23 protein-coding genes are annotated in these 24,453 nt (G+C 44.9%); 16 read left to right on the forward strand and 7 right to left on the reverse strand.

Translation table 11 applies throughout. From position 1 onward, the window contains the following. The 3 genes from A1OO_RS20040 to A1OO_RS20050 form a co-directional block, all read left to right on the forward strand. Positions 1–1,873: RHS repeat domain-containing protein (locus tag A1OO_RS20040; protein ID WP_035008684.1), on the forward strand; the 1,873-nt coding region annotated here is incomplete at its 5' end. Between the two features lie 153 nt (positions 1,874–2,026). After that, positions 2,027–2,278 carry a hypothetical protein gene (locus tag A1OO_RS20045; RefSeq protein WP_016961181.1) on the forward strand — a complete coding sequence of 84 codons (252 nt, stop codon included), beginning with the start codon at positions 2,027–2,029 and terminating at the stop codon, positions 2,276–2,278. A gap of 81 nt (positions 2,279–2,359) precedes the next feature. After that, complete coding sequence (locus A1OO_RS20050) at positions 2,360–2,602, forward strand: hypothetical protein (protein WP_016961180.1); 243 nt, start codon at positions 2,360–2,362, stop codon at positions 2,600–2,602. A gap of 84 nt (positions 2,603–2,686) precedes the next feature. On the opposite strand, the gene A1OO_RS20055 is transcribed toward A1OO_RS20050, so the two are convergent. Both A1OO_RS20055 and A1OO_RS23380 read right to left on the reverse strand, forming a co-directional pair. Then, positions 2,687–3,586, reverse strand: coding sequence for an IS4 family transposase (locus A1OO_RS20055; RefSeq protein WP_139128080.1), 900 nt, complete (start codon positions 3,584–3,586; stop codon positions 2,687–2,689). Beyond that, positions 3,583–3,885: a hypothetical protein gene (locus A1OO_RS23380; protein WP_139124445.1), complete on the reverse strand. Its 303-nt coding sequence runs from the start codon at positions 3,883–3,885 to the stop codon at positions 3,583–3,585. The genes A1OO_RS20055 and A1OO_RS23380 overlap by 4 nt, the downstream gene beginning before the upstream one ends. Before the next feature lie 2,189 nt (positions 3,886–6,074). On the opposite strand from A1OO_RS23380, the gene A1OO_RS20080 reads away from it, so the two are divergent. The 9 genes from A1OO_RS20080 (at position 6,075) to A1OO_RS20115 (ending at position 12,173) form a co-directional block, all read left to right on the forward strand. Next, positions 6,075–6,431 (forward strand): hypothetical protein, encoded by a 357-nt coding sequence (locus A1OO_RS20080; RefSeq protein WP_017004224.1) that lies wholly within the window; start codon positions 6,075–6,077, stop codon positions 6,429–6,431. A 66-nt stretch (positions 6,432–6,497) separates the two neighbouring features. Continuing rightward, on the forward strand, positions 6,498–6,830 hold the full coding sequence (locus tag A1OO_RS20085; RefSeq protein WP_017004225.1) for a hypothetical protein: 333 nt from the start codon (positions 6,498–6,500) through the stop codon (positions 6,828–6,830). Between the two features lie 8 nt (positions 6,831–6,838). Next, on the forward strand, positions 6,839–7,231 hold the full coding sequence (locus A1OO_RS23165; RefSeq protein WP_083248056.1) for a hypothetical protein: 393 nt from the start codon (positions 6,839–6,841) through the stop codon (positions 7,229–7,231). Positions 7,232–7,593: 362 nt separating this feature from the next. Further along, a complete protein-coding gene (locus tag A1OO_RS20090; RefSeq protein WP_016961173.1) occupies positions 7,594–7,929 on the forward strand; it encodes a hypothetical protein in 336 nt (111 codons plus the stop codon). A 128-nt stretch (positions 7,930–8,057) separates the two neighbouring features. Then, complete coding sequence (locus A1OO_RS20095) at positions 8,058–8,342, forward strand: 2Fe-2S iron-sulfur cluster-binding protein (protein ID WP_016961172.1); 285 nt, start codon at positions 8,058–8,060, stop codon at positions 8,340–8,342. Between the two features lie 171 nt (positions 8,343–8,513). Continuing rightward, entirely contained in the window at positions 8,514–9,185 is a 672-nt protein-coding gene (locus tag A1OO_RS20100; RefSeq protein ID WP_016961171.1) for a YoaK family protein, read from the forward strand. Between the two features lie 98 nt (positions 9,186–9,283). Then, positions 9,284–10,552 carry an O-acetylhomoserine aminocarboxypropyltransferase/cysteine synthase family protein gene (locus A1OO_RS20105; protein ID WP_017004226.1) on the forward strand — a complete coding sequence of 423 codons (1,269 nt, stop codon included), beginning with the start codon at positions 9,284–9,286 and terminating at the stop codon, positions 10,550–10,552. Between the two features lie 168 nt (positions 10,553–10,720). After that, complete coding sequence (locus tag A1OO_RS20110; protein ID WP_017004227.1) at positions 10,721–11,230, forward strand: VC2046/SO_2500 family protein; 510 nt, start codon at positions 10,721–10,723, stop codon at positions 11,228–11,230. Between the two features lie 268 nt (positions 11,231–11,498). Beyond that, the gene (locus tag A1OO_RS20115) at positions 11,499–12,173 is read left to right on the forward strand and encodes an SDR family NAD(P)-dependent oxidoreductase (protein WP_016961168.1); all 675 of its coding nucleotides are present in this window, start codon (positions 11,499–11,501) and stop codon (positions 12,171–12,173) included. A gap of 167 nt (positions 12,174–12,340) precedes the next feature. On the opposite strand, the gene adhE is transcribed toward A1OO_RS20115, so the two are convergent. Further along, positions 12,341–15,046, reverse strand: coding sequence for a bifunctional acetaldehyde-CoA/alcohol dehydrogenase (gene adhE, locus A1OO_RS20120; protein WP_017004228.1), 2,706 nt, complete (start codon positions 15,044–15,046; stop codon positions 12,341–12,343). 603 nt (positions 15,047–15,649) lie between these two features. On the opposite strand from adhE, the gene A1OO_RS20125 reads away from it, so the two are divergent. Then, positions 15,650–16,291 carry a YchE family NAAT transporter gene (locus tag A1OO_RS20125; protein WP_017004229.1) on the forward strand — a complete coding sequence of 214 codons (642 nt, stop codon included), beginning with the start codon at positions 15,650–15,652 and terminating at the stop codon, positions 16,289–16,291. Between the two features lie 91 nt (positions 16,292–16,382). On the opposite strand, the gene A1OO_RS20130 is transcribed toward A1OO_RS20125, so the two are convergent. Together A1OO_RS20130 and cysS are read right to left on the reverse strand one after the other, a co-directional pair. Further along, entirely contained in the window at positions 16,383–17,330 is a 948-nt protein-coding gene (locus A1OO_RS20130; protein WP_026023964.1) for a porin, read from the reverse strand. Positions 17,331–17,694: 364 nt separating this feature from the next. After that, positions 17,695–19,080, reverse strand: a complete 1,386-nt coding sequence (cysS, locus tag A1OO_RS20135; RefSeq protein ID WP_026023965.1) for a cysteine--tRNA ligase — start codon at positions 19,078–19,080, stop codon at positions 17,695–17,697. A gap of 237 nt (positions 19,081–19,317) precedes the next feature. Between cysS and A1OO_RS20140 the strand changes: the two genes are divergently transcribed. The 3 genes from A1OO_RS20140 to A1OO_RS20150 all read left to right on the forward strand — a co-directional run bounded on the left by A1OO_RS20140 (position 19,318) and on the right by A1OO_RS20150 (position 21,355). Beyond that, positions 19,318–19,815: a peptidylprolyl isomerase gene (locus tag A1OO_RS20140; RefSeq protein WP_016961163.1), complete on the forward strand. Its 498-nt coding sequence runs from the start codon at positions 19,318–19,320 to the stop codon at positions 19,813–19,815. A 41-nt stretch (positions 19,816–19,856) separates the two neighbouring features. After that, positions 19,857–20,585: a UDP-2,3-diacylglucosamine diphosphatase gene (lpxH, locus tag A1OO_RS20145; RefSeq protein ID WP_026023966.1), complete on the forward strand. Its 729-nt coding sequence runs from the start codon at positions 19,857–19,859 to the stop codon at positions 20,583–20,585. 161 nt (positions 20,586–20,746) lie between these two features. Next, the gene (locus A1OO_RS20150) at positions 20,747–21,355 is read left to right on the forward strand and encodes an EAL and HDOD domain-containing protein (RefSeq protein WP_016961161.1); all 609 of its coding nucleotides are present in this window, start codon (positions 20,747–20,749) and stop codon (positions 21,353–21,355) included. A gap of 134 nt (positions 21,356–21,489) precedes the next feature. Here A1OO_RS20150 and A1OO_RS20155 read toward each other — a convergent pair whose 3' ends face one another. After that, positions 21,490–22,977: a CoA-acylating methylmalonate-semialdehyde dehydrogenase gene (locus tag A1OO_RS20155; protein ID WP_016961160.1), complete on the reverse strand. Its 1,488-nt coding sequence runs from the start codon at positions 22,975–22,977 to the stop codon at positions 21,490–21,492. Between the two features lie 22 nt (positions 22,978–22,999). Further along, positions 23,000–24,334, reverse strand: coding sequence for an aspartate aminotransferase family protein (locus tag A1OO_RS20160; protein WP_017004231.1), 1,335 nt, complete (start codon positions 24,332–24,334; stop codon positions 23,000–23,002). Positions 24,335–24,453 lie beyond the last annotated feature (119 nt).

Consider the following 24,453-nt stretch of genomic DNA (forward strand, 5'->3'; position numbering starts at 1 on the left):
CCTATCAGAGGATGTCGCAGCGCTTTCCGGTGTTTACTGTGAAATGGCCAACCAACTCGGGGGCAGCCTGACCACGGCGCAACGTTCAGATTGCCAAAACAACAAAGAAACCAGTCAGGCTGAGCAGCTTAATACCCTCTTAACTAACGCAGAATTAGCCGCAGCCAATGACGACAGCACGTACCTGTATTATTGGCAACGTCGCGAAACCGATGCGTGGGACCATACCCTGTCTGAAACGCTGGGTAATGGTTTGGTGAATACCTATCACCATAATGCCAATACAGGCCGACCAGACTATATTGCTACGCACAAAGCGAGTCAGTTATTTAGTAAAGGTGTGTCTGGTTATACCGCGACGGGCAGAAACCTTCGTTTGATTGAATACAAATATGATAATCATGACAACGTCACCTATCGTTATGACCAGTTCTTGGGCATTCGCGACGCCTTCGAGTATGACGGACTGGATCGCGTCACTAATAACAGTGTGGTTTTGGATACACCTGACAAACACTTGGCAGGCAACCCAGACTTCAATGGTCCGTTTGCGGTGCAATACGACAAGTTAGGGAATATCAAACAGCGTTCAGAAATCGGTGACTACACCTATAGCGGTGTGCAGGCTGGTCCACATGCTGTCACGCAAGCTAACGGCCTGACTTACCAGTATGATGACGTCGGTAACATGGTCAGCGCCAAAGCGGTGGCAGGCACTGACAATGCCATGGAGCGCGAACTGGAATGGAACGCGTTCAACAAACCAACCAAAATCACCCGCAACGGTAAAACCGTTGAATTCAAGTATTACGCCAACCACAGCCGCTATCTGAAAACTAACAGTGACGGTGTGGAAACCTTCTACTTTGATAAAACCTATGAGCGCGTCAAAGACACCACAACTGGCGAAGTACAACACAAACACTTTGTGTATGCCGACGGCAAGCTAATTGCGCTGAACACCCAAACCCGTGACAGCGAAGACAAACTCAAAGACAAGCAGGTGCGCTACCTGCACTATGATGCTTTGCAGTCCGTCGACATGATCACGGATGGTTATGGTGTGGTGGTCGAGCGCCGCAGCTATAATGTATGGGGTAAACAGCGTAAAGTAATCTGGCAGGAAGACAGCACGACATCGGTGCAGCTAAAAATCATTACTAACCGTGGCTATACCGGCCATGAGCAGATCGAGGAAGTCGGTCTGACCCACATGAATGGGCGGGTTTATGATGAGGAGGTGGGGCGGTTTATTAGTGCGGATCCGATTGTTCAAGCGCCGTTTGTGACCAATAGCTTTAATCGGTATGCGTATGTTTGGAATAATCCGCTGAAGTATCGAGATCCTTCTGGGTTTGTAGCAAGATCTCATTATGAAAGCAGTTTAGACTATGATCCTATATTGTCTGGTGCGGATTCCTATGCTGAACATATGGGCTCACGATATGGCAGTACTATAGAGATACAACAACCACATAACATGGGATCTTCTGGAAACTTATTTGGTGCTGCAGTTGCGGCAGCTATCCATGCTGTGGCTGCGAGTTCATTGCAAGACGAAATTGGCAACATCCAACAAAGCAAACCAGAAGATGTAGATGAGCCTCTTGATGCTGACAATGAAATTGAAACAAAATACCATGGCGAACCAACACAATTCGATGATGATGATATAGTATCGGTTGAGCTCAGAAATAAAAAGCATACTAATAGATTGGGGGGTGCTGCTGATGGGCATGGAATCACAATTACTTTAGAAGATGGTACAGAGATTGATGTAGAGGAAACTCGTGCGAAAGAGAAAAAGGACGACCCGTTCAATCCTTCAGGTAGAAGTCCGGTACGATTTAAGCACGCTTTAAGCACGCTTTAAGCAGCGATGGTAAGAAGAGAGTTGCTCAACCTAAAGAGTTAGATCTACTTCGAGAAGCTGTTGAAAACAAAACAAAACAAAACAAAACAAATCTTCAGACTCTAAAGCGAAGGAAGGAAACGAAAATAATGACAACAATGAGTATTCAGGAAGATGATTGATTACATAACCAAACAAAGAGTAACTGTAGAGCTAGATGAGAACAGCTGCCCAGTCATTGAAATAAGCAATTATAGCGACATGGATCAACTAGATGATATTCTCTCTGAGAAATTTCATTTAATATATATATACAGCACCACTACCCGCCTAAGAAAACATGGAGGAGAGCGATTTCATTTCAGCTCATTAGTTGATCGTGAAGAATTACAGAAAGTATTAGATTCTATTGATTTAAACGAATAAAACCCAAAAAAATCTTGAAATCCTAGCATCCATGCACTTATATATAATCACTTCAAAAAGAAATAAAGGATAGTGAGGACAATGATTGACAACGTAACAAAAAGAAAAATAGTAATAGAGCTTGATGAAGAAAGCTGTCCTTTTGCAGATGTGAGTAGCGCTAATGATGCTGATCGATTGGCGGAAAATTTAGCAAGAAAATTTCACATCCTTTCTATATTCTCTTACCACGAGCACTTAAATGAATATGAAGGAAAAAGACTCGAGTTCGGTGCATTAGTAGACCCTCAAAGACTACAAGAAATAATAGACACCATAGAGTAATTGAGAAGATTAGCACTTAATAACGGCGTTGTTGATCAAATAATTCGAAGACAACGGGGACAGCACTGAGGGATCCCCACAAAGTTAAGCAGTAACCTTTTGAGCTAACGATAATTTATCTAATAGTAATATAAGTGTGTCTCGCCAAACATCTACAGAGAATCGCCAAGACGACTTTTTATAGAGGCGTAAACCTAGGTTCATGTAGCTCAATACTCGCCGATCCTTGATGGAATTTGCTTGGAAACGACGCTGAATGCCTTGTTGTTCGGCGAGTAAACCTAACGTTATCAAGATCGTGTGCACAATGGTGCCAATCAGCACCAAGATACTCATTCTCTGTTGCTGTTTAGTGCCATGTAACGTCATTCCCAAGCCAAAGCGTTTTGATTTGCAATCTCTAAAAGCTTCTTCAATTTGCATTCTTTTCTCGTAAATGCCAACGGCTCGTTTTGCTAGGCCTCTACGAGCGGGTAAAGAAGTGACGAGTATCCATGGGTCATGAGCTCTGCGCGCATTTTTTCGGCTGTAGTTAGACTGTTGTCGCTGACCTTTTGCCGTTTTGGCTATTCGCCCTACAGGTTTTGCCTTATACAATACCATGTTGATTTTATAGGGATTTACGTTACCCATGTACCAGTTTTTCATTAACTTGGCGGTAGATGTTGCCTGTGGAAAGAGCGTTTTGCATAGCAACCCTTTCTCGCCATTATTGCTGAGACAAACACGTCCGCGTACTCGACCCATAAAGTGCCAACCTTGACCTCTGACTGCTTTAAACCAAGGGCGCTTAAATCCAGCATCGGTAACAATTATGGGGTGACTAAAAGGCGGCAATAGCAGCTTGAGTGTTGCCAAAAATGCGCTATGTGTGGCTGCCGTTTCCTTGGTTTCTATTGGATGAACTTCTTCGTAAAGAGTCAGGGAGCGCCCCTCAAAAGAGAGCGATGCTCGAAGTAAAAATAGCGTTTTTTGCTTATTCAAATCAGACCAATCAACATAATAACTGGCTCATTAAGGTGAGAGGAAAGCAGGGTAACAATATGTTTATATTGAATAATTTTCGCATTGAACAGATGGTCATTGGAGCACAGCCTATCTGCCCGTTTAATGGCATGTTTTTCATAAGCTTGCGTTGATATGCCTCGCCCCATTGAAGTTACAGAGAGTGAATGCCCCGATAAAATGCTCTCGACGCAGGCTCGAAAGGCATTTGCTCGAGTTTTATGCATTGAGCCAAGGATTGAAGAGAGAAAAAGCGATACGATGTTATTTACATTCATGGCGCTATTCCTGTTAAGGGTGAAAAACAGATTTGTTGTGGTGATAAATCTGTGATCACAAAGCACCATGAATGTTTCTAACAAAATGAATTCATTTGCTTTTTGTCTTATTTTTGAGGGGATACCTCAGGGACAGACACCCTAAGAGAAAGTCAGTAACTCTTCTATCAGCAAGCCATTGTTATAACGATAGATTTATCAGAAAATCACTCAAAACAGCTAAGTAACCAAATTTCGCATTAAATCACACAAAATCAGTGCGTTTCAGACAGCACAAAAACAGGCGATTGCCTGTTGGTTGAAGGGGTTTGGGCTAGGAAAGAGAATTTAGCCGTCGGGCAGTCTAAATCCCGACACTCGCTTTCGGTTTAGGAGAGGAAGTGCTGCTTTAATTGCGTGATGACTGCCCACTGACCTGCCCTGCTCCGCTTTTGTGCAGGCATTGAGCCAGTCGACAGAATCAAAGCCGATTCGGGAAATAATTGGCGGTATCGTGTTGACAATATAACCGCGTTTGTTGTCCCTGAGTTGTCTGCCTGCCCAGTCGATGTCCGCCATCAGAACGGCTAACGCTTTTCATCAGGTATTACTTCGTTGTTTGAATACAATCTTCACAAATCCATATTGCTACTACCTTCTCGACTCACTTGATAACAGATTAAAGACTAGCAAGGACAAATAATGAGAAAAAAATTGATAATCAAACTTACTCTTGTTGGGCTGTCATTAGTTATGTCACATCCAGTGATGGCACTTAGAAACAACACGTACAGCACCATAATCCAGATGAACTCTTGGGCAACGGAAAATGACATCTATTTAAGTGAAGATCATTTATGTACTGGTTCAGAAAAATCACTATATAAATTATCGAAAATTGATAACCAGCAATTTTCCCTACTACTCGCAGCATTTTCTTCCGGATTCAAGGTTAGGTTAAACTATGACTGTGCCTCTAATGACTACCCCATAATTACTGCTATTCGAGTTCAAAAATAGAAGTAATAACCTTAGCCAAATCAATCTTATAAAAATAGGCATGTGAAAAATGAACCACATTAAAATTTTGCCACTTATAATAACACTATTTTTCTCCAGCATTGCTAATGCGGCCAAGTGGAGCGGGCCTACTGATATACGAAAAATATACCCTCACTCAAATAACAACGGTGTAGGTACAATATATTTTTCATTTGGGACCATGATAAACCCCTCAGCTTGTTCTGAAAATTGGTTAATCGCACTAAGAAAAGACAATAAATTATCGAGTGAAATTTACTCCTTAATTTTATCAGCATTCACAACTGATAAAAAAGTGAATTACTACACAGGAGGTTGCGACGATTCAGGGTTCCCATTGTTACTTCACATTCAATTGGATAAGTCTTAAACCAAAAGTCATTAAAAGGTTAGACATGAGAATAACAGCACTCGCTTTACTATTATTTACCAGCTCCAGTTATGGAACCGTCTACTCTGTTGAAGCATCCCTTAGTGGAAATGCACTACATGTAATATCAACTGATACTCCCAGGCTGTATATTTACGGCGTTCCACTTAATGCTCAATGTGAACACCAGACTCCCGTATTATTGCTCGGTGGTGAGCACAAAAATCCAATCGCAGCCGAAATGTACTCTGCCCTGCTAATGGCAAAGGCAAGCAGCAAAAAGATCACCATCCAATCCACACACTGCTGGGAAGCGTGGTCAACACCTGTTATAACATCGATTTATATACAAGATTAGCAATGGGTTTAATACCATGATAAATATAAAGGCATTAAAAAAATCACTTTATCCACACTCTTATTATTAGTGCCTATTTCAGCACAAGCATCAATTAAAACAACAGCAACAGGAATAATAACGAAAATCTATGCTTATGATGATTGTGGTTCAATACACGGCGTTGAAGGTGCAGATATAGCGGTCTTCTTCCCAACAGGTTTGCCACAATGTGCGGCTGGCGTATGGCTTTCTCCTGCTCAACCGAGTTATAAGACACTAACCTCTTTCTTGCTCTCTGCTTACAGTGCGAATATATCTGTTCGCTTTCAAGTGTATGAAGACCAATTGTGGGCCGGAACCTCGAGCAAGTTAGGTAAGATTGATGCTGTTAGGTTGGAAAAATAAGATCAATACAATACATGCAGACAAACAATAATTTAATTATGGTGAATTAAAATCATGAAAGTACATTATTTCTTGTTTATATTTTTAGCATTACTCTCTTTCTATGCGAAATCAGAAATATCATATGATAACAAAATAGGATGGATTGCAGTAAGCACTTTCAATTCAAACAAAGGGAATTTTGTTGAGTTAGAAAACCTGCTTCAAAATGAAAATGATTGCAGGTATGACCTTAACCACATGCCTAGAATTATGTTTTCTAAAGAAGATAAAGATATATTATCTCTACTTTTAACCGCTAAGGCGTCAAACAACTTCGTCGGATTTTATTATTCAAAAACCAGTTCTATCCCTAAAGCTACTGGTCATGGCTTATCGGAATGTGAATTCATTAACGTGTGGATAAAATAGAGATCGCAGTAATCACCACACTTTCCATCTCCTTTCACTATAACAACGACACCTAGAGAAACCACAATGAAGTATATCTTTTTTCTCCTTGTTTTTTGCTTCAGTGCTCATGCAACCGAAAACCCCGGACCATTTAAGATAAATGAAGTCTACATGGCCCATCCTGCCAATTTTCATTTTCGTGTTATATCAGATAACCCCGAAGCTTGGCATTGCCATAATGGCCCCAAAAACCCTGCGTGGTCTTTTGTAAATGAAGCTGCCCCTGGAAGTAAAGGAATGATGTCAGCATTATTGGCGGCATACGTTTCCAATAAGACTGTGACTTTAGTAACGCTGGGTGTTGATACATATGCTGGGCGTATGTGCCAAATTGTTGAATTAAAAATATCCCAATAGGTGGAAACATGTCACGAAGAATACTGTTATTTCTGTCCTTACTATTTTTAGCTGTAGCAACATCAACACCGATAAGAGCTGCGACACCAATTTTCCATTCAACTCCTCACAATTACTGTCAATATCACGGGATGGTAAAAAGCATTTATGTGAACTCTGGAAACATAATACTTTTATATTTTGACACCCCATTACATATCAATTCCGCATCGTCAGTTGGCTTTAACGTCTCTTTTGGTGAAGCTGCTGCAATATACATTAATGATAACCCTGAATTTGCCAACCTTTTCTATTCCACAGCTCTAGCGGCTCAAGCTTCAAACCAACCAGTTACAATACAAATGCGTGGCGAACATTCTGGATATTTGAAAATTGACAGAATATGGCTATCAAAACAATGAGGTTCTCCATGATTAAATATTTTTTGTTACTAACTACCATCTCGGCTTTTAGTGCGAATTCTTATGCAGCAATCAACTGTAGCGGCCAAATAGAAGTGCTACTTCAATATAGTAATGGCGACGTCAATGTCCGAACCTCGTATAGAGGTGACTACACGGTTTTTTGTAATCTTGAAAACAGGTGGAAAGATGTAAGCCCTGAAGCTTGTAGAGGCATGCTAAGTATCCTTCTCGCAGCAAAATCTACAGGTAAGCCGATTTTGACGTACTACCCAACATCCGCATATAGCTGCGAGTCTCTTCCAATTTATGGAAGTACACCTGCTCCAACCTATGTTGGTTTGGTTGAATAAGGTTTCTCAATGAACAAAAAAGTGTCGTTTTTTCTTTTACTGTTATTTTCGTCCACAGCTATTGCCGAGCGACAGAGTGGTCAAATCACGGGCTATATCCCCTACACAAATGACGGCAAAAAAATCATCATCTTTCAAATAACATCTAATGTTAGCGGTGGTTGTAATACTACCGGACGATTTGCTGTTGATAGTTTGTCACCGATATATGAAGGGACTATTTCAGCAGTTATTGCCGCACACCATGCACAATCTCCTGTTACCATAATTTACACTCAAAGCTGCAAAGCATGGGATAACAGTTGGGATGCTCAAGGAGTCTGTGTTGGCAATATTCCATGTTGAAAATATACTTTCTACCCTGTAATTACACTTAGGCTGCAATACTTGTGCATGACCAAATGAAAAATTTGTGGCTTGCGACTACCCTTTCTAGAAAGGCGTTTTTAAATCAATAGAAAAGGAATGTCGCCATGCCAAAAGTCACTTTCGGTCATACAGGAAATACTGTTGAACTTGCCAATGGCAGTTCATTGATCGATTTGGAAGACACAGGAAAAAGCGAAGTGCCGTTTGGCTGTCGTTCGGCGGCATGCGGGACGTGCGCCATTGATGTGACGGCTGGTATGAACAACCTAAGCCCAAAGAATGAAGATGAGATCGACCTGCTTGATACACTGGACATGGACGGTGATAAACGCCGCCTTGCCTGTCAGTGCACGCTATACGGTGATATCACGATTATTCCAATCAACTAACGCTTGGTTGGCCAGCATCTTTCGATGCCTATCGGATCGCGCTTGACCACGTTCGATTTGTCCCTTTGATCTAAACCGCGAGCTTTTTCGCGGTTTGATGTAAAATCCCTCATCTATTCGGCATCATGCCGAGCACTTCTTTATCGCCAGCATTTCATTAAAGGTTTACGCGTGATATCCAAGCTGCCCAAATGGGTTGAGTACGGGGCTTTTATTCTGGCCCTCACCGCAGGTTGCGTGAATGGCATTGGCTTGCTCGGTTTTGAGCACCAGGCTATCTCTCACCTGTCTGGCACTGCTACGCTGATCGGCACCGACATGATCAATAGCCATCCTGCCCAGCTCTTCCATTTGTCGAGCATTCTTGCCGGTTTTTTCGGTGGCGCACTCTTATCTGGTTTCATTTTGAAAGATGGCACCCTGTCACTAGGGCGTCGTTACGACATTCTGCTTATCGTCGAAGCTGGTTTATTGCTTGGTGCCATCTATCCAATGCAACACAATGCTGTGTATGGTTTGTATCTCGCGGCAGCGGCTTGTGGTATTCAAAATGGCTTAGTGACAAGCTACAGCGGCGCGATTGTTCGCACGACACACATCACCGGGATTATCACGGACTTGGGCTTAATGTTTGGCGCACTGCTGCGCGGACAACCACTCAATCGGCGTAAGCTAGTGTTGTTTTTAGTCATCGCGATCGGGTTTATTTTAGGCGGTACAATCAGCGCGCTTATCTTCCCTATTTTAGGCGCTTATTCCTTTGCGGCTCCCGCCATGGTCTGTGTTGTACTTGCAATCATTTATCGTATTTACATGCACCAGATTAGTATTCGTCTGCGCTAAGGCTTATCAAATACAAGATCCTTGAACAGTAGCAATTTACACCCCTGTGCTTTATGCGATAGTGAGCCTTTCGGTTGAAATGTGCACAAGGATGAAACATGAAAGACGAAACGCTCTCCATTCACGCTGGCTACCAAACGGACCCAACCACCAAATCTGTCGCAACGCCTATCTATCAAACCGTTGCCTATGAATTTGACAGCGCTCAACATGGTGCTGATCTGTTCAACCTTGCCGTGCCGGGAAATATCTATACCCGCATTATGAACCCAACCAATGATGTGCTTGAGCAACGCATGGCAGCTTTGGAAGGCGGTATAGCGGGTCTGGTGGTCAGTGCCGGTAGCGCTGCCATCAACTATGCCATCCAAACACTGGCGGAAATCGGTGATAACATTGTGTCTACCCCACAGCTGTACGGTGGCACTTATACCCTGTTCGCACACATGCTGCCAAAGCAAGGTATTGAAGTCCGATTTGCAAAAGACGACAAACCAGAAAGCCTCGCGGCATTGATTGATGAAAAAACAAAAGCCGTTTATTGCGAGAGCATTGGTAACCCTGCAGGCAACATTGTCGATTTAGCCAAAATCGCTGAACTGGCTCATGCACAAGGTGTGCCTGTCATCGTCGACAACACAGTCGCAACACCTGTGCTTTGCAAACCGATTGAGCACGGTGCGGACATCGTTGTTCACTCATTGACAAAATATGTGGGCGGTCACGGTACAACGCTTGGTGGTGTTATTGTCGATTCAGGTAAATTCCCTTGGGCACAGCACAAAGCGCGCTTCCCTGTGTTTAACCAACCAGAGCCTTCTTATCACGGCGTGGTTTACACCGAAGCCTTTGGCGACGCAGCTTTTATTGGCCGCGCACGGACCGTTCCACTTCGCAATACTGGCGCTGCTTTGTCTCCGATGAATGCCTTTATGTTGATGCAAGGACTAGAAACCTTGTCTCTTCGCATGGAACGCCATGTTGAGAACGCCCTTAAAGTCGCTGAATATCTGAAAGGACACGAGAAAGTGAGCTGGGTCAGCTATGCGGGCCTGCCAGACTCTGCGTTTTATGATCTCGCGAAAAAATACATGGGTGGGAAGCCATCAGCGATTCTTTCTTTCGGATTGAAAGAAGGTTATGACGCAGGTGTGAGTTTCTATGACGCGCTGGGCTTGTTTAAACGATTGGTTAACATTGGTGATGCAAAATCATTGGCATGCCCCCCAGCCTCTACCACGCATCGTCAATTGAGTGCAGAAGAGCAAGCACAGGCGGGCGTCTCGCCAGAGATGATTCGACTGTCTGTAGGTATTGAGCACATTGACGATATTATTGCTGACTTGGAGCAAGCGCTAAACGCTTAGTCCATACACGCCCTAACCATTTGACACGTAAAGCTCGCTTCGGCGGGCTTTATCTTTTTCTATTACAAAGGAAAAACGTCTAACACACAGAAAAAAAGCAAAAAGTCGTTAAAGGTTTTGGCTTTGACGTCGATAAACAGGAGGTACCCAGAAGAACTGCTGAGAATTATGCAAATCCACGCGCTCGACAAAGCCCAACTTATTACTGATGTACAGCTAGGTGATCACCTAAGTCATGCTGTTACACAGGACCGTCGTTCGGATTTTGCTTTGATGCTTGCACTACTTTCTACTGACGCAACAGAAACAACCCCTCTCAACCCTCCATACCCTGAAAAAGCAACCGAGGCCGATCTTCGTCAAGCGCTGAATTTGCCTGAGCCTACGCGCCTGATTGCAGAAGAAAAAGATTATGAGTTGTGCGGAACGCAAGCCGATGCATTCCACAAAGCCGGTATCGCCAGCGCACGATTAAATCACTGTGTCGCACCATCAGCATTACATTTTCCTGCCATTGGAACGCACAATTTGGGCGAAGATGTTTACCATAATCTCTCAGGACATCAGAGAAGACAGCTTGCGGCTGAAAATCCTACAACTACCGCACTCGATCCGGTAAATCTATACCATCAATTAGTGACGGCCAAGCGCTATCAAGAGCTTAACATCCAAGCTTAATCCTTTGATTATTAAGGACAGATAGCTTCCCACTAACATAGCTAATTTAATACTTCAACTTCTTCCACTCCAAAAAACATAACTGTGATCACTTACTAAAAAAATCACCTTGCACACAGTTTGCACACACATTTTTGAACAATTTCACATCGCTTTCTCAAATCATGGTCCAAGATTGTTATCCACCCGTTGAAAAGCTGGGTATAAGTTGTTAGTTAATGCCGTATAACAATGTAATAAGTCGGAACAAATTGAGAAAGGTCAGACAATGGATATCGCAAAATCCGTCATTGTGATTACTGCAGCAGGCACCCCAACTGGACGTGCAATGGCTGAATATTTCTGCAAGCTGAACGCACGTGTTGCTTTGGTCGATACTGAGCGTCAAAAGCTGCAAACAACTTACGATTCGTGCATGAGATCGGGGGGCATTTGCTACTCATTCTCTCTCGCCAGTCGAAGCGTTGAGAACATTTCCTTCCTGTTTGAGGAAATAAATCGCGAAATGGGTGCGGTAGACGTACTGATTAATTATTGGCAAGCGAGTTGTTTGCCTAGCCTGTTGGCAAGCAATGATACCGTTGACCAAACCATCGCTGATGTTGCTTCTAATCTTTATCTTTTCGGACGCGGCGCTGCATTCAATATGCTCGATCGAGGCCGCAAAGGTGTCATCGTGAATATCCCTGGCTTGCAAGCTGAGATGGGGCGCGACCAAAGCCTTGATAGTTCAAATGCTGTTATTCGTGGTTTAACCCGTAGCTGGGCGCAAGAATTAGAACATGCCAATATTCGTGTAGGTGGGGTGCTTCCCCGCAAACGTCATTATGAGAATGGCAAAGTCCATTATCACCCTGCGGTTAACTACGACATGATTGATGGTGCCGCATACATCGTTGAAAACGACAGTTTCACCGGCCGTATATTAGAAGCTGCAAGTTAATCGGTTGGTGAACTTTGCCGTAGCCGCTTCTGTACCCTTTTCCTTGAAATGACCTAAATTCCGACAATTGGCGATGCCCATTGTCAGGGCTTATTCGCTTCAAAGGGTATTTACCACTGCCAATAAAAAAGCCCGCGAAAGCGGGCTTTTTCTATCAGGTCAGCGGATTACGCTTTTGCTGATTCTTTTTTTGCTTTTGCAGCAGGCTTAGCGGCTACATCACGGTCTTCTTTCTTCTTGATAACCGTTGTACCTTCGAAAGTTTCACCTTCAACAAAGGCTGTGCCGTAGTAAGAAGAAACCAGCACTTCTTTCAGCTCAGTGATAAGCGGGTAACGTGGGTTCGCACCAGTACATTGGTCATCGAACGCTTCTACTGCTAGGCCGTCAAGCTTCGCGTGGAAATCAGCTTCAGACACACCAGCCGCTTGGATAGACAATGGAATGTCCAAGTCAACTTTCAGTTCTTCCAGCCACGTTAGCAGACGCTCAATTTTCTGAGCAGTACGGTCGCCTGGCTGTGCCAGACCTAGGTGCTCAGCAACTTCTGCGTAGCGACGACGTGCTTGTGGGCGGTCGTACTGAGAGAATGCAGTTTGCTTCGTTGGGTTGTCGTTTGCGTTGTAACGAACCACGTTAGAAATCAGCAATGCGTTCGCCAAGCCGTGTGGCAGGTGGAACTCAGCACCGATTTTGTGCGCCATTGAGTGACATACACCCAGGAATGCGTTAGCAAACGCGATACCTGCGATAGTCGCTGCATTGTGCACTTTCTCACGAGCGATTGGGTCAGCTGCGCCGTTCGCGTAGCTAGATGGCAGATATTCTTTCAGCATCTTCAGAGCTTGAAGCGCTTGGCCATCAGAGTATTCGTTCGCAAGAACAGATACGTAAGCTTCTAGTGCGTGCGTCACTGCATCGTAACCACCGAATGCGGTTAGCGACTTAGGCATGTTCATCACCAAGTTCGCATCTACGATTGCCATTTGTGGCGTCAACTCGTAATCAGCCAGTGGGTATTTCGCGCCAGTCTTGTCGTCAGTTACAACCGCAAATGGTGTGACTTCTGAACCGGTACCTGAAGTGGTAGTGATACATACCAATTCTGCTTTTTTACCCATTTTAGGGAACTTGTAGATACGTTTACGGATGTCCATAAAGCGCATTGCTAGTTCTTCGAAATGCGTTTCTGGGTGCTCGTACATTACCCACATGATTTTCGCTGCGTCCATCGGTGAACCGCCGCCAAGTGCTATGATTACGTCAGGTTGGAAGCTCTGCATTGCTGCAGCACCTTTCTCTACAACAGACAGTGTTGGGTCAGCTTCAACTTCGAAGAACGTCTGAACTTCCATGCCTTGTGCTTTCAGCAACGCAACGATTTCGTCAGAGTAACCGTTGTTAAACAGGAAGCGGTCAGTCACGATCATTGCGCGTTTCTTACCTTCCAAATCGCCAAGAGCGATTGGCAGGCTACCACGACGGAAGTAGATTGATTTAGGTAGTTTGTGCCACAGCATATTCTCAGCTCGCTTCGCTACAGTCTTCTTGTTGATAAGGTGCTTAGGACCAACGTTCTCAGAAATCGAGTTACCGCCCCAAGAACCACAACCCAAGGTCAGTGATGGTGCAACATTGAAGTTGTACAGGTCACCGATACCACCGTGAGTGGTTGGGATGTTGATAAGAATACGTGCAGTTTTCATCTTGTCACCGAAGTAACGGATGCGATCTTGGTTGACGTCTTGGTTTGTGTATAGACCAGAAGTGTGGCCGATACCGCCGATTTCAACCATGGTCACTGCTTGAGCAACAGCGTCTTCGAAATCGTCAGCGCGGAACAGACCCAGTGTTGGAGACAGTTTCTCGTGAGCGAATTCATCGTCATAAGACACTTTACCTAGGCCTTCACCGATAAGTACTTTGGTGTCTGCTGGCACAGTAACACCTGCCATTTCAGCAATCTTAACGGCTGGCTGACCAACGATTTTTGCATTCAGTGCGCCGTCAATCAAAAGAACTTTACGCACTTTCGCTGCGTCGTCTTTGTTCAATACGTGTGCTTTGTGAGACGCGAAACGCTCTTTTACTTCTTCGTAAACAGAATCTACAACGATTGCTGCTTGCTCAGACGCACATACTACGCCGTTATCAAACGTTTTAGACATCAGGATAGAGGCGACTGCACGCTTAATGTCAGCTGTTTCATCGATAACAACAGGAACGTTACCCGCACCTACACCGATGGCTGGTTTACCAGAAGAATAAGCCGCTTTAACCATGCCTGGACCGCCAGTTGCAAGGATAAGGTTGATGTCGTCGTGCTTCATTAGAAGGTTTGACAATTCAACTGATGGCTCATCAATCCAGCCGATGATGTCTTTTGGCGCGCCAGCCGCAACTGCAGCATCAAGAACCAGCTTCGCAGCATCATTCGTTGAGTTTTTAGCACGTGGGTGTGGCGAGAAGATAATACCGTTACGGGTCTTCAAAGAGATAAGAGATTTGAAGATAGCCGTTGAAGTTGGGTTGGTCGTAGGGACGATACCGCAGATGATGCCTACTGGTTCAGCGATAGTGAAAGTACCGAACTCGTCGTTCTCTTCCAAGATGCCGCAGGTTTTTTCATCTTTGTATTTGTTGTAGATAAATTCAGAAGCAAAGTGGTTTTTAATAACTTTGTCTTCGACAATACCCATGCCAGATTCTGCAACAGCCTGTTGGGCTAATGGGATGCGGGCATTGTTCGCCGCCAAAGAGGCCGCGCGGAAAATTTTGTCGACTTGCTCTTGCGAGAAAGTGGCGAACTCTTTCTGTGCGTTCTTTACACGCTCAACCATTGCATTGAGTTCGGCTACGTTAGTTACAGGCATAGTTGTCTCCTACATACCTAAAGTTTAAAAATCATTTAGTAACTACATGCTTATTTGATTAGAGGCCTAAGCAACTCACACTACCTGTGAGCCTTGGCAAGCATTTAGTAAATAACTTTCAAAATTGATTATAGATTTTCAGAGAAGCAGAAAGTTGATCCGGATCATGTGTAATAAACTTTCATAAAGTTTTTCACCACCCGCTCAATTTTCAATCAAAATGCTCTACAATCTACGTTTTGAAAGCTTAAACCCACATTAAAACTACGAGAATGTAACACATACGCACCGTGTCTCACACACTTGCACAACGACTTTTTGTTTTAAAAAAATTACAATACACTCTAATGTGACACACATCACATATGTTAAATTGGTCATATGTGTCTGCCATACTTTCCAGCCAAAAACTCTCGATTACATTTAGAGCACTCAGGGTTAAAGCGCCTATTTTTGCAGCATCTAGGCCTTTCCACTCTTCTCTGTTCATTGTCATGTTATCTACTGATTGGCATTTAATATTTCGTCGCTATACTAGCGCCCGCGATTGCTTTTTTGCGATCAATACCATATGTCCATTTTTCACCGACCGAGTGATTGGAAATGAATAGCATCGAGCTTGTAATATTTTTTCAGTTTTTCATTGGGTTGTTTGCTGCGGTAAACCCACTTGGCATCATGCCTATCTTTGTTTCATTAACCGCTCACTTAGATCCGGCCGAGCGCAACAAAACGGCATACACCGCCAGCATTGCTGTCGCTGCTATTCTGGTTGTGTCATTGCTCGCTGGGCAGCTGCTTTTGGATGTGTTTAGCATTTCGCTAGATTCGTTTCGAGTCGCCGGCGGTATGCTACTTGTTAGCATTGCCTTCACCATGATGAATGGTAAGTTGGGCGAAGATAAGCAGAACAAGCAAGAACAGTCTGAGTCGATCAGTCGTGAACAGATCGGCGTTGTACCGTTAGCAATGCCTCTTCTTGCTGGCCCTGGTGCAATAAGTTCTACCATCGTGTATTCAAGTCGCTACCCAAACTCAGTCGATACCATCGGTTTGATTGTCACCATTTGTGTCTTTACCGCCGGCATCTGGGGTTTATTTCGTCTTGCGCCAGCCATCGTGAAGTTTCTGGGCCAAACCGGCATCAACGTGATCACGCGTATTATGGGTTTGATTCTTGGCGCATTGGGCATTGAGTTTATTGCCAACGGGATGAGAGCGTTGTTTCCCGGATTAGGCGGATAAACTAAACACCAAAAACATTAAACAAATAAGAAGAGAGGAGCCGAACGGCTCCTTTCTTATTTAATGCGTATGAAAAAACAGCATGGCGTATTTAGAACATGTAACGTGCGCCAGCTTGTAGCTGGTTGTCATTAATTTGCCCATCAAGACGATTAAATTCATACCCCGCATAAGCAACAAAATCACTCGTCACGTTATAAACACCTTCAATCGCATTATAGTTCACGCTGTATTCACCACTTTGTGCTGCTGGAAAATCAGACGTTCTGTAGTTGTACACATAGCGGAAGATAAAGTCATCGAGGGTATAAGCTGTCGCGACTTCAAACCCACTCACATCCACATTGTTGACTTCACCGTTCACATAAACACCACCAATGTAGAAATCACCTACCGTGTAGGCGGCTGCTATATTGTATTGATCGACATCCAGACTCGTTTGCTCTCCTGAAACATAGCCAACACCAAATTGAAGCCCCACTGGAGAGTTATAGAAAAGGGAGCCCCCTGTGGTGTAATTTCCTTTCGAATCATCTCTCACATAGTTGAGCGTAGCGGTAAGATCTAAGGGCAATTGAGCAAGATAAACGAAGTTATTCTCTAGCTCATCTTGGTTCCCTGTAATGATATCTGACGCGCTCCCACCAAAAGTTTCCATAATATCAGTGACGTTGGTTAGTACGACTTGAGACGAGTCTTGTTGCCCATAAGAAAGCGCGCCGTAATCCGTGCCCACCCCAACGTACATATAGCGATTTTTGCTGTCAGAGCGATCTGAATAGATTTCACCACTGTAGTAGCCAAAGACTTTGATGGACTCTGTCACCTTAGTGCTTCCGTCCAAATTCCCTCGAATACGACTGATGTCATCAAAAGCGCTATTGTCAGCGGTTTTGTTTGCATCAGAAATATTAAAGCGCGGCTCAATGCGCCCAGTCACTGTAAGAGAAGATTCATCAGTCGAATAAACAGTGTACGCATAAGATGTCGTTGAGAGGAAAGAACTAAGAATCGCTGTTACTAGGAATGGTTTATTCATGAGCTGTCCTTCATTGCCTGTGATTGATATGACCGATATCGAGTCGAGCATCTCCTTTCGGACTCTCTTCAACTAAAGATAAATCGCAGCCATCTAGGTTCAATGTAACCAACAGAAATGATGGGATATTACTGAGTTATTCTTGTTTTAATGTTGAGAAAGTCAGACAAAATCAAGCACAGTGCTTTCACTAATCTCTATATATTCAAAACTATCAAAGAATTAGAGATGGAAGAAAAAGTAGACCGATAAATGCAGTATTCGGAAGGATGGTTATTGATGCAGCCGTGATAATAATTACAGATATAAAAAAACGGAGCGCGCGCTCCGTTTTCAGTTTCTAGATAATGCTAATTTGGGTTGATTACTTACGACGCCACGATGTGCCACCAGCACCGTCTTCAAGGACGACATTAAGTGCTGCCAGTGCATCACGTGCAGCATCAGCTGCTGCCCAATCTTTGTTTGTGCGCGCATCGTTACGCGCCTTGATCAGCGCTTCGATTTCAGCCACTTCATCGCCGCCGCCCTGCGCGTTACCTTGCAAGAAGGCTTCTGGGTCTTGACCAAGCAGACCCAACACATCAGCGAGTTCACGCATACGAGCAGCCAGTTTTGATGCCGCCACAACGTCTTCTATTTTCAGGCGGTTAATTTCACGCACCATATCAAACAACACGGAATACGCTTCTGGTGTGTTGAAATCATCATTCATTGCCGCTTTAAAGCGCTCAACAAATGCCTCACCACCTTCAGCTTCAACCGACGAATCCAAGCCGCGAAGTGCGGTGTACAAACGCTCCATCGCTGAACGTGCTTGTTTGAGGTTTTCTTCGCTGTAATTCAGCTGACTACGGTAGTGACCTGACATCAGAAAATAGCGAACCGTTTCGGCATCGTAATGTGCTAGCACGTCACGGATGGTGAAAAAGTTGTCCAGTGATTTTGACATCTTTTCACGGTCAATCATCACCATGCCGCTGTGCATCCAGGTATTCACATACTGGGTATCATGGGCACAGCAAGATTGCGCAATTTCGTTTTCGTGGTGTGGGAACGTTAAATCTGAGCCGCCGCCATGAATATCAAAATGGTTACCCAAAATTGCTGAGTTCATCGCTGAACATTCGATGTGCCACCCCGGGCGACCGGGTCCCCATGGCGATTCCCACGTCGGTTCACCTGGCTTGGACATTTTCCAAAGCACGAAATCAAGTGGGCTCTTCTTCGCTTCTTCAACGTCAACACGGGCGCCCGCTTGAAGTTGATCCAAGTCTTGGCGCGATAGCTTGCCGTAATCGTCAAATTTCGCGACTTCAAACAACACATCGCCATTGGATGCGACATAAGCAAACCCGCGTTCGATCAAGCGTTCGACCAATTCAATAATTTCAGCAATAAATTGCGTTGCTCGCGGCTCAACATCTGGGCGCTTCATGTTCAATGCATCAAAATCGGCGTGCATTTCCCCGATCAGTCGATTGGTCAGTGAGTCACAGCTTTCGCCGTTCTCAGCTGCACGTTTGATAATTTTGTCGTCAATATCTGTAATGTTGCGAACAAAATTGAGGTCATAACCCAAAAATCGCAGGTAGCGCGAAACAACATCGAAAGAAACAAAGGTGCGACCATGGCCGATGTGACACAAATCGTAGATGGTAACCCCACACACATACATGCCAACCTTGCCAGGATGGATAGGTGTAAATTCTTCTTTTTTCTTGGTGAGGGAATTGTAGATTTTCAACATGGCCGTCGGGTTACCCATTACAATAATTAACGTAATTTAATGACTGTATATTACACCTTTTCCTTTCGTTTAAGGCAAGGCTATATGCCCAAGCGACTTGAAAGTACGGGAATTAAGATACCGTATGCCATGACTTACCTGCACTCTGCGGTTTTTTATGCGGCGATCGGTTGAATGTCACGCCCGTTGGGATAGAATCATCGGTCTAAAGCTTAATGCTCTTTTAAGGAACTCAACATGGTTACGCTTCATACCAACTTTGGTGATATCAAAATCCAACTTAATGCAGAAAAAGCACCAGTAACAGCAGCGAACTTCCTGCAGTACTGTCGTGACGGTTTCTATAATGGCACTCTGTTCCACCGTGTTATTGATGGCTTCATGATCCAGGGCGGTGGCATGATTTCTGGCATGGAAGAGAAAGAGTCAGGCGCGTCAATCAAGAACGAAGCAAACAATGGTCTGAGCAACAAAATCGGCACCCTTGCGATGGCTCGTACCATGGAACCGCATTCAGCCAGTTCACAGTTCTTCATCAACGTTGGCAACAACACCTTCCTAGATCACAAATCTGAATCTATGGACGGCTGGGGTTACTGCGTATTCGGCGAAGTGGTTGAAGGCATGGACGTGGTTAACAAGATCAAAGACGTAGCAACCGGCAACTGGGGCTATGTACATCAAGATGTACCTGTTGAAGAAGTGATCATCAACAACGTGACCATCGAAGAATAAGGTGGCAACGGGCAGTGGCTCCCTCCACTGCCCTTTTATCTATGACCATACTATTTATTGCAGATCTTCATCTCAGTCCATCTCATCCAGACATTACTGATTGCTTCTTCCGTTTTATGGAACAAGAAGCACCGTCAGCCAGCGCACTCTATGTGCTTGGGGATTTGTTTGAATCATGGATAGGTGATGACGAAGAAACGCCACTACAATGTGATGTCGCCAACGCCTTTAAAACGCTGAGTGCTAAAGGTGTGCCAATCTATTTCATCCACGGCAACCGCGATTTTATGATTGGAAAGCGCTTCGCGAAATCCGCTGGCATGACGCTGCTTCCTGAGCACCATGTTATTGACTTATTTGGCGAGCCAACGCTCATCATGCATGGTGACACCCTGTGCATCCAGGATGAGGCATACCAACGCTACCGCAAGAAAGTTCACAATAAATTTACGCAATGGCTATTCCGTCGATTGCCGCTTTCAACACGACAGAAGATTGGTCAGAAGATCCGCTCAAGCAGCTCGTCAAACAACCAAGAAAAGCCACAAGAAATCATGGATGTCGATCAGAATGAAGTCACCCGAGTGATGCAAGCTTACGGTGTCAAACAACTGATCCATGGTCACACCCATCGCCCAAATATTCATACTTTGTCGATCGGGACTGATCTTGCGCAACGAATTGTTCTTGGCGATTGGTACACTCAAGGGTCTGTTCTCGCTTGCACCCCAGAAGGCTGCACGCTAGAAGCGCGAAAATTCCAAAACTAACCATATTTCTTCAGCTAAATCTGACATTTCAAGATTAAAAAAGTATTATTTACTTAATTAATTTTCTTCGCGAAATATCAGACTTATTTGGCACTCTCGATTTTGAGACGGAGTATACACTTAGTTTTATATTGATTTGCTTGAAGGTACTGTGGCTTTCTATGAGTTCGAACTTTGCAAGACAAGCGATTTTTGATATTCATAAGCAAGTAATCGCTTATGAGTTTTTGTTTCGTGATGGATTTCGAGACTCGTTCCCGGGTATTGCTTCTGACGTAGCCACGCAGAGCATACTCAATGACCTCTTTATCGAAGGCAATATCACTCAGGAAGCTGTCTCTGATGGCTTACCATGCTTCGTGAATTTCTCTTACCAAAGCCTAATTGATGGCACTGCTCTTCAGTACCCACCAGAAAATCTTGTGGTCGAAGTGTTGGAAGATTGTCCGGCAGACTCGGTACTGTTTGAGAAGTTGATTGATTTAAGAGCCAAAGGATACTGCATCGCATTTGACGACTTTATCCCGTCGACTGATTGGATCCCTTTTCTTGGCCTTGCCGACATTATCAAAATTGATTTTCGCGCACAGTCACTGGATTCAATTACTCGCTTTGTGCAGGAATATCGAGAAAAGTTCAGCTTCAAGTTGTTAGCGGAAAAAATTGAAACCAAAGAGGAATATCACTTCGCACGTGAACTCGGTTTCGATCTCTTTCAAGGCTATCAACTGAGTAAACCTGAACGCATGCCCTATCCGTTTGTTGCTTAACTTTGTTACTTAGCTTTGTTGCTTAGTTTTGCTAAATAGCTTGGTTAAATCGCGATAGCAAATGACAAAGAAAAAGGAGCCAGTAGGCTCCTTTTTGTCGTTTCAATGCGCTCGGTTTTTATCGCGTTCCACGCTTATTTCATTGTCGGCATGACAAAATCTGCGTTGGCGCGAATGCCTGTGGGCCATCGAGCCGTAATGGCTTTTCGACGTGTATAAAAACGTACGCCATCTGGCCCATGCATATGAAGAGGCCCAAACAAAGAACGTTTCCAGCCACCAAAGCTATGAAACGCCATGGGCACAGGAATGGGCACATTCACACCCACCATGCCCACCTGAATTTCATGGCAGAACTGCCTTGCCGCATCGCCATTTTGCGTGAAAATTGCGGTTCCATTGCCAAACTCATGTTCATTGATAAGCTTCACGGCGGTGGCATAATCTGGCACACGCACAACCGCCAGAACAGGACCAAAAATCTCATCACGATAAATAGTCATATCCTCGGTGACGTTATCAAACAGACAACCACCGAGGAAGAAACCGTCGCCGCCGCCCTCTGCAACCACACCTCGACCATCAACCACCAGCGTTGCCCCTTCGGCAACACCCGCGGCCACATAGCCTTCTACTTTCTTTAAATGCTCGGCGGTGACCAAAGGCCCCATTTCCATGCCTTCAATCACGCCATTACCAACACGCAACGCTTTCACTTTTGGGGTTAACTTTTCAATCAATGCATCAGCGACGTTGCCGACGGCTACCGCAACGGAAATCGCCATACAGCGTTCGCCTGCCGAACCATATGCCGCGCCCATTAATGCAGCAACGGCTTGATCAAGGTCGGCATCTGGCATCACCACCATGTGATTTTTCGCGCCGCCCAATGCCTGAACACGTTTGCCATGCGCAGAGGCTGTGCTGTAAATGTATTCGGCAATGGGTGTTGAGCCGACAAAGCTAACAGCTTGCACATCGGGGTGAGTCAACAGCACATCAACCGCTTCTTTATCACCGTTCACCACATTGAATACGCCATCTGGCAATCCCGCTTCCGTTAATAGCTCGGCGATACGCATCGTCGAACTCGGATCTTTTTCCGACGGCTTCATAATAAAGGTATTGCCACAAGCAATCGCAATCGGGAACATCCACATGGGTACCATGATCGGGAAGTTAAACGGCGAAATTCCCGTCACAACACCGAGTGGCTGGTTAAGCGACCAAGCATCAATACCGGTACCAATTTGTTCGGTCATCTCGCCTTTCAACAAGTGTGGAATACCGCATGCAAATTCCACCACCTCCAAGCCGCGGGTCAGCTCACCTTTGGCATCATCGAGCACTTTGCCATGTTCTTTGGTGATCAACGCCGCCAACTCGTCGATGTTTTCTTCCACTAGCGCTTTGAACTTAAACATCACACGAGCACGGCGCAGCGGTGACATTTCGGACCACGCTGGAAACGCCGCTTTTGCCGCAGCAATAGCAGACTCGGTTTCAGACACCGACGCCAAAGAAACGTCACCACACACCTTTCCGGTGGCTGGATTAAACAACGATTGTTTTCTTTCACTCGCAGCAGTGTATTTACCATCAATGTAATGTGTCACAGACATATCCCTATATTCCTCAGTTAACTCATAACGCGTTTTTGATGGCGCGTTCCAGCGTGCTGACCATCTGATCAATGTGTTTTGATTCCAAAATCAATGGCGGTGACATGGCGATGATGTCGCCGGATGCGCGCACCAAGACACCGTCGTAAAAGCTTCGTGTAAACACGTCGTATCCACGTTTTCCAATCCCTTTCTCGCTTGGCGCAAGTTGAATACCTGCGATAATGCCCGCATTCCGGACATCGATAACGTTGGCATGGCTTGCAAGGGAATGAACGGCATCTTGCCATTCCGTTTCCATTTCGCGGGCATGCTCAAACAGCTTTTCATCTCGGTAGATATTCAGTGATGCGAGCGCGGCGGCGGCGGCAACGGGATGACCCGAATAGGTATAGCCATGAAAGAATTCAATGGTGTCTTCCGGCGCATTCATACACGTATCGTAAATTCGCTCGCTCACCAACACTGCGCCCATTGGGATCGCGCCATTGGTCAAGGCTTTCGCCGTGGTGATCATGTCCGGTGTCACATCCCAACGCTGTGCGGCAAACGCATCACCCATCCGACCAAATGCGGTGATCACTTCATCGAAGATCAGCAAAATGTCATGTTTGGTCGTAATTTCACGCAGACGTTTCAAATAGCCAACGGGTGGCAATACCACACCGCCAGAGCCAGACATAGGTTCAACAATAACGGCAGCAATGTTCTCAGCGCCGTGCAGGGCAACCAATTGCTCAAGCGCCTCCGCTTTCTCTATACCGTTTTCTGGTAATCCTTTAGAGAACGCATTTTTCTGCATATCCAGCGTATGAGGAAGATGCGCGACACTCGGTAAAAGCTGGCCGTTAAACGCTTTACGGTTGTTGACCATGCCACCGACAGAAATACCACCAAATCCAGTACCGTGATAACCCAACTCACGACCAATCAACATCGTGCGATTGGAGTGACCTCGAGCACGTTGGTAAGCCAACGCAATCTTCAACGCCGTGTCGGCCGATTCAGAACCTGAATTAGTGAAAAATACGCGGTTTAGGTCGCCGGGTGCCATGTCAGCCAAACGCTCAGCCAACTCAAACGGCAAAGGATGCCCCATCTGGAACGTTGGCGCGTAATCCAACTCTGAGATCTGACGGCTCACCGCTTCAGAAATCTCGCGTCGGCTATGACCCGCGTTACAACACCAAAGGCCCGCAGTTGCATCAAGCACTGAATTGCCTTCAACATCTTCGTAATACATGCCTTTCGCTTTTGCGAGTAAGCGAGGGGTCGCTTTGTATTGTCGATTTGCGGTGAAAGGCATCCAGAAATTATCCAGATTCACTCCCTCACTTTGTGGTTTTTTCACTGCCATCGTCAAGTATCCTTACATGCCGTCATTATTGTTAATGAGTTGTTGCTGAATGAGCAATATTTGCAATACTATGTCAAATATAACGAACAGTAAATGGGTTATGTTCAAGATAAAAACAA

This window comes from Enterovibrio norvegicus FF-33, assembly GCF_000286835.2.
Taxonomy (GTDB): domain Bacteria; phylum Pseudomonadota; class Gammaproteobacteria; order Enterobacterales; family Vibrionaceae; genus Enterovibrio; species Enterovibrio norvegicus_A.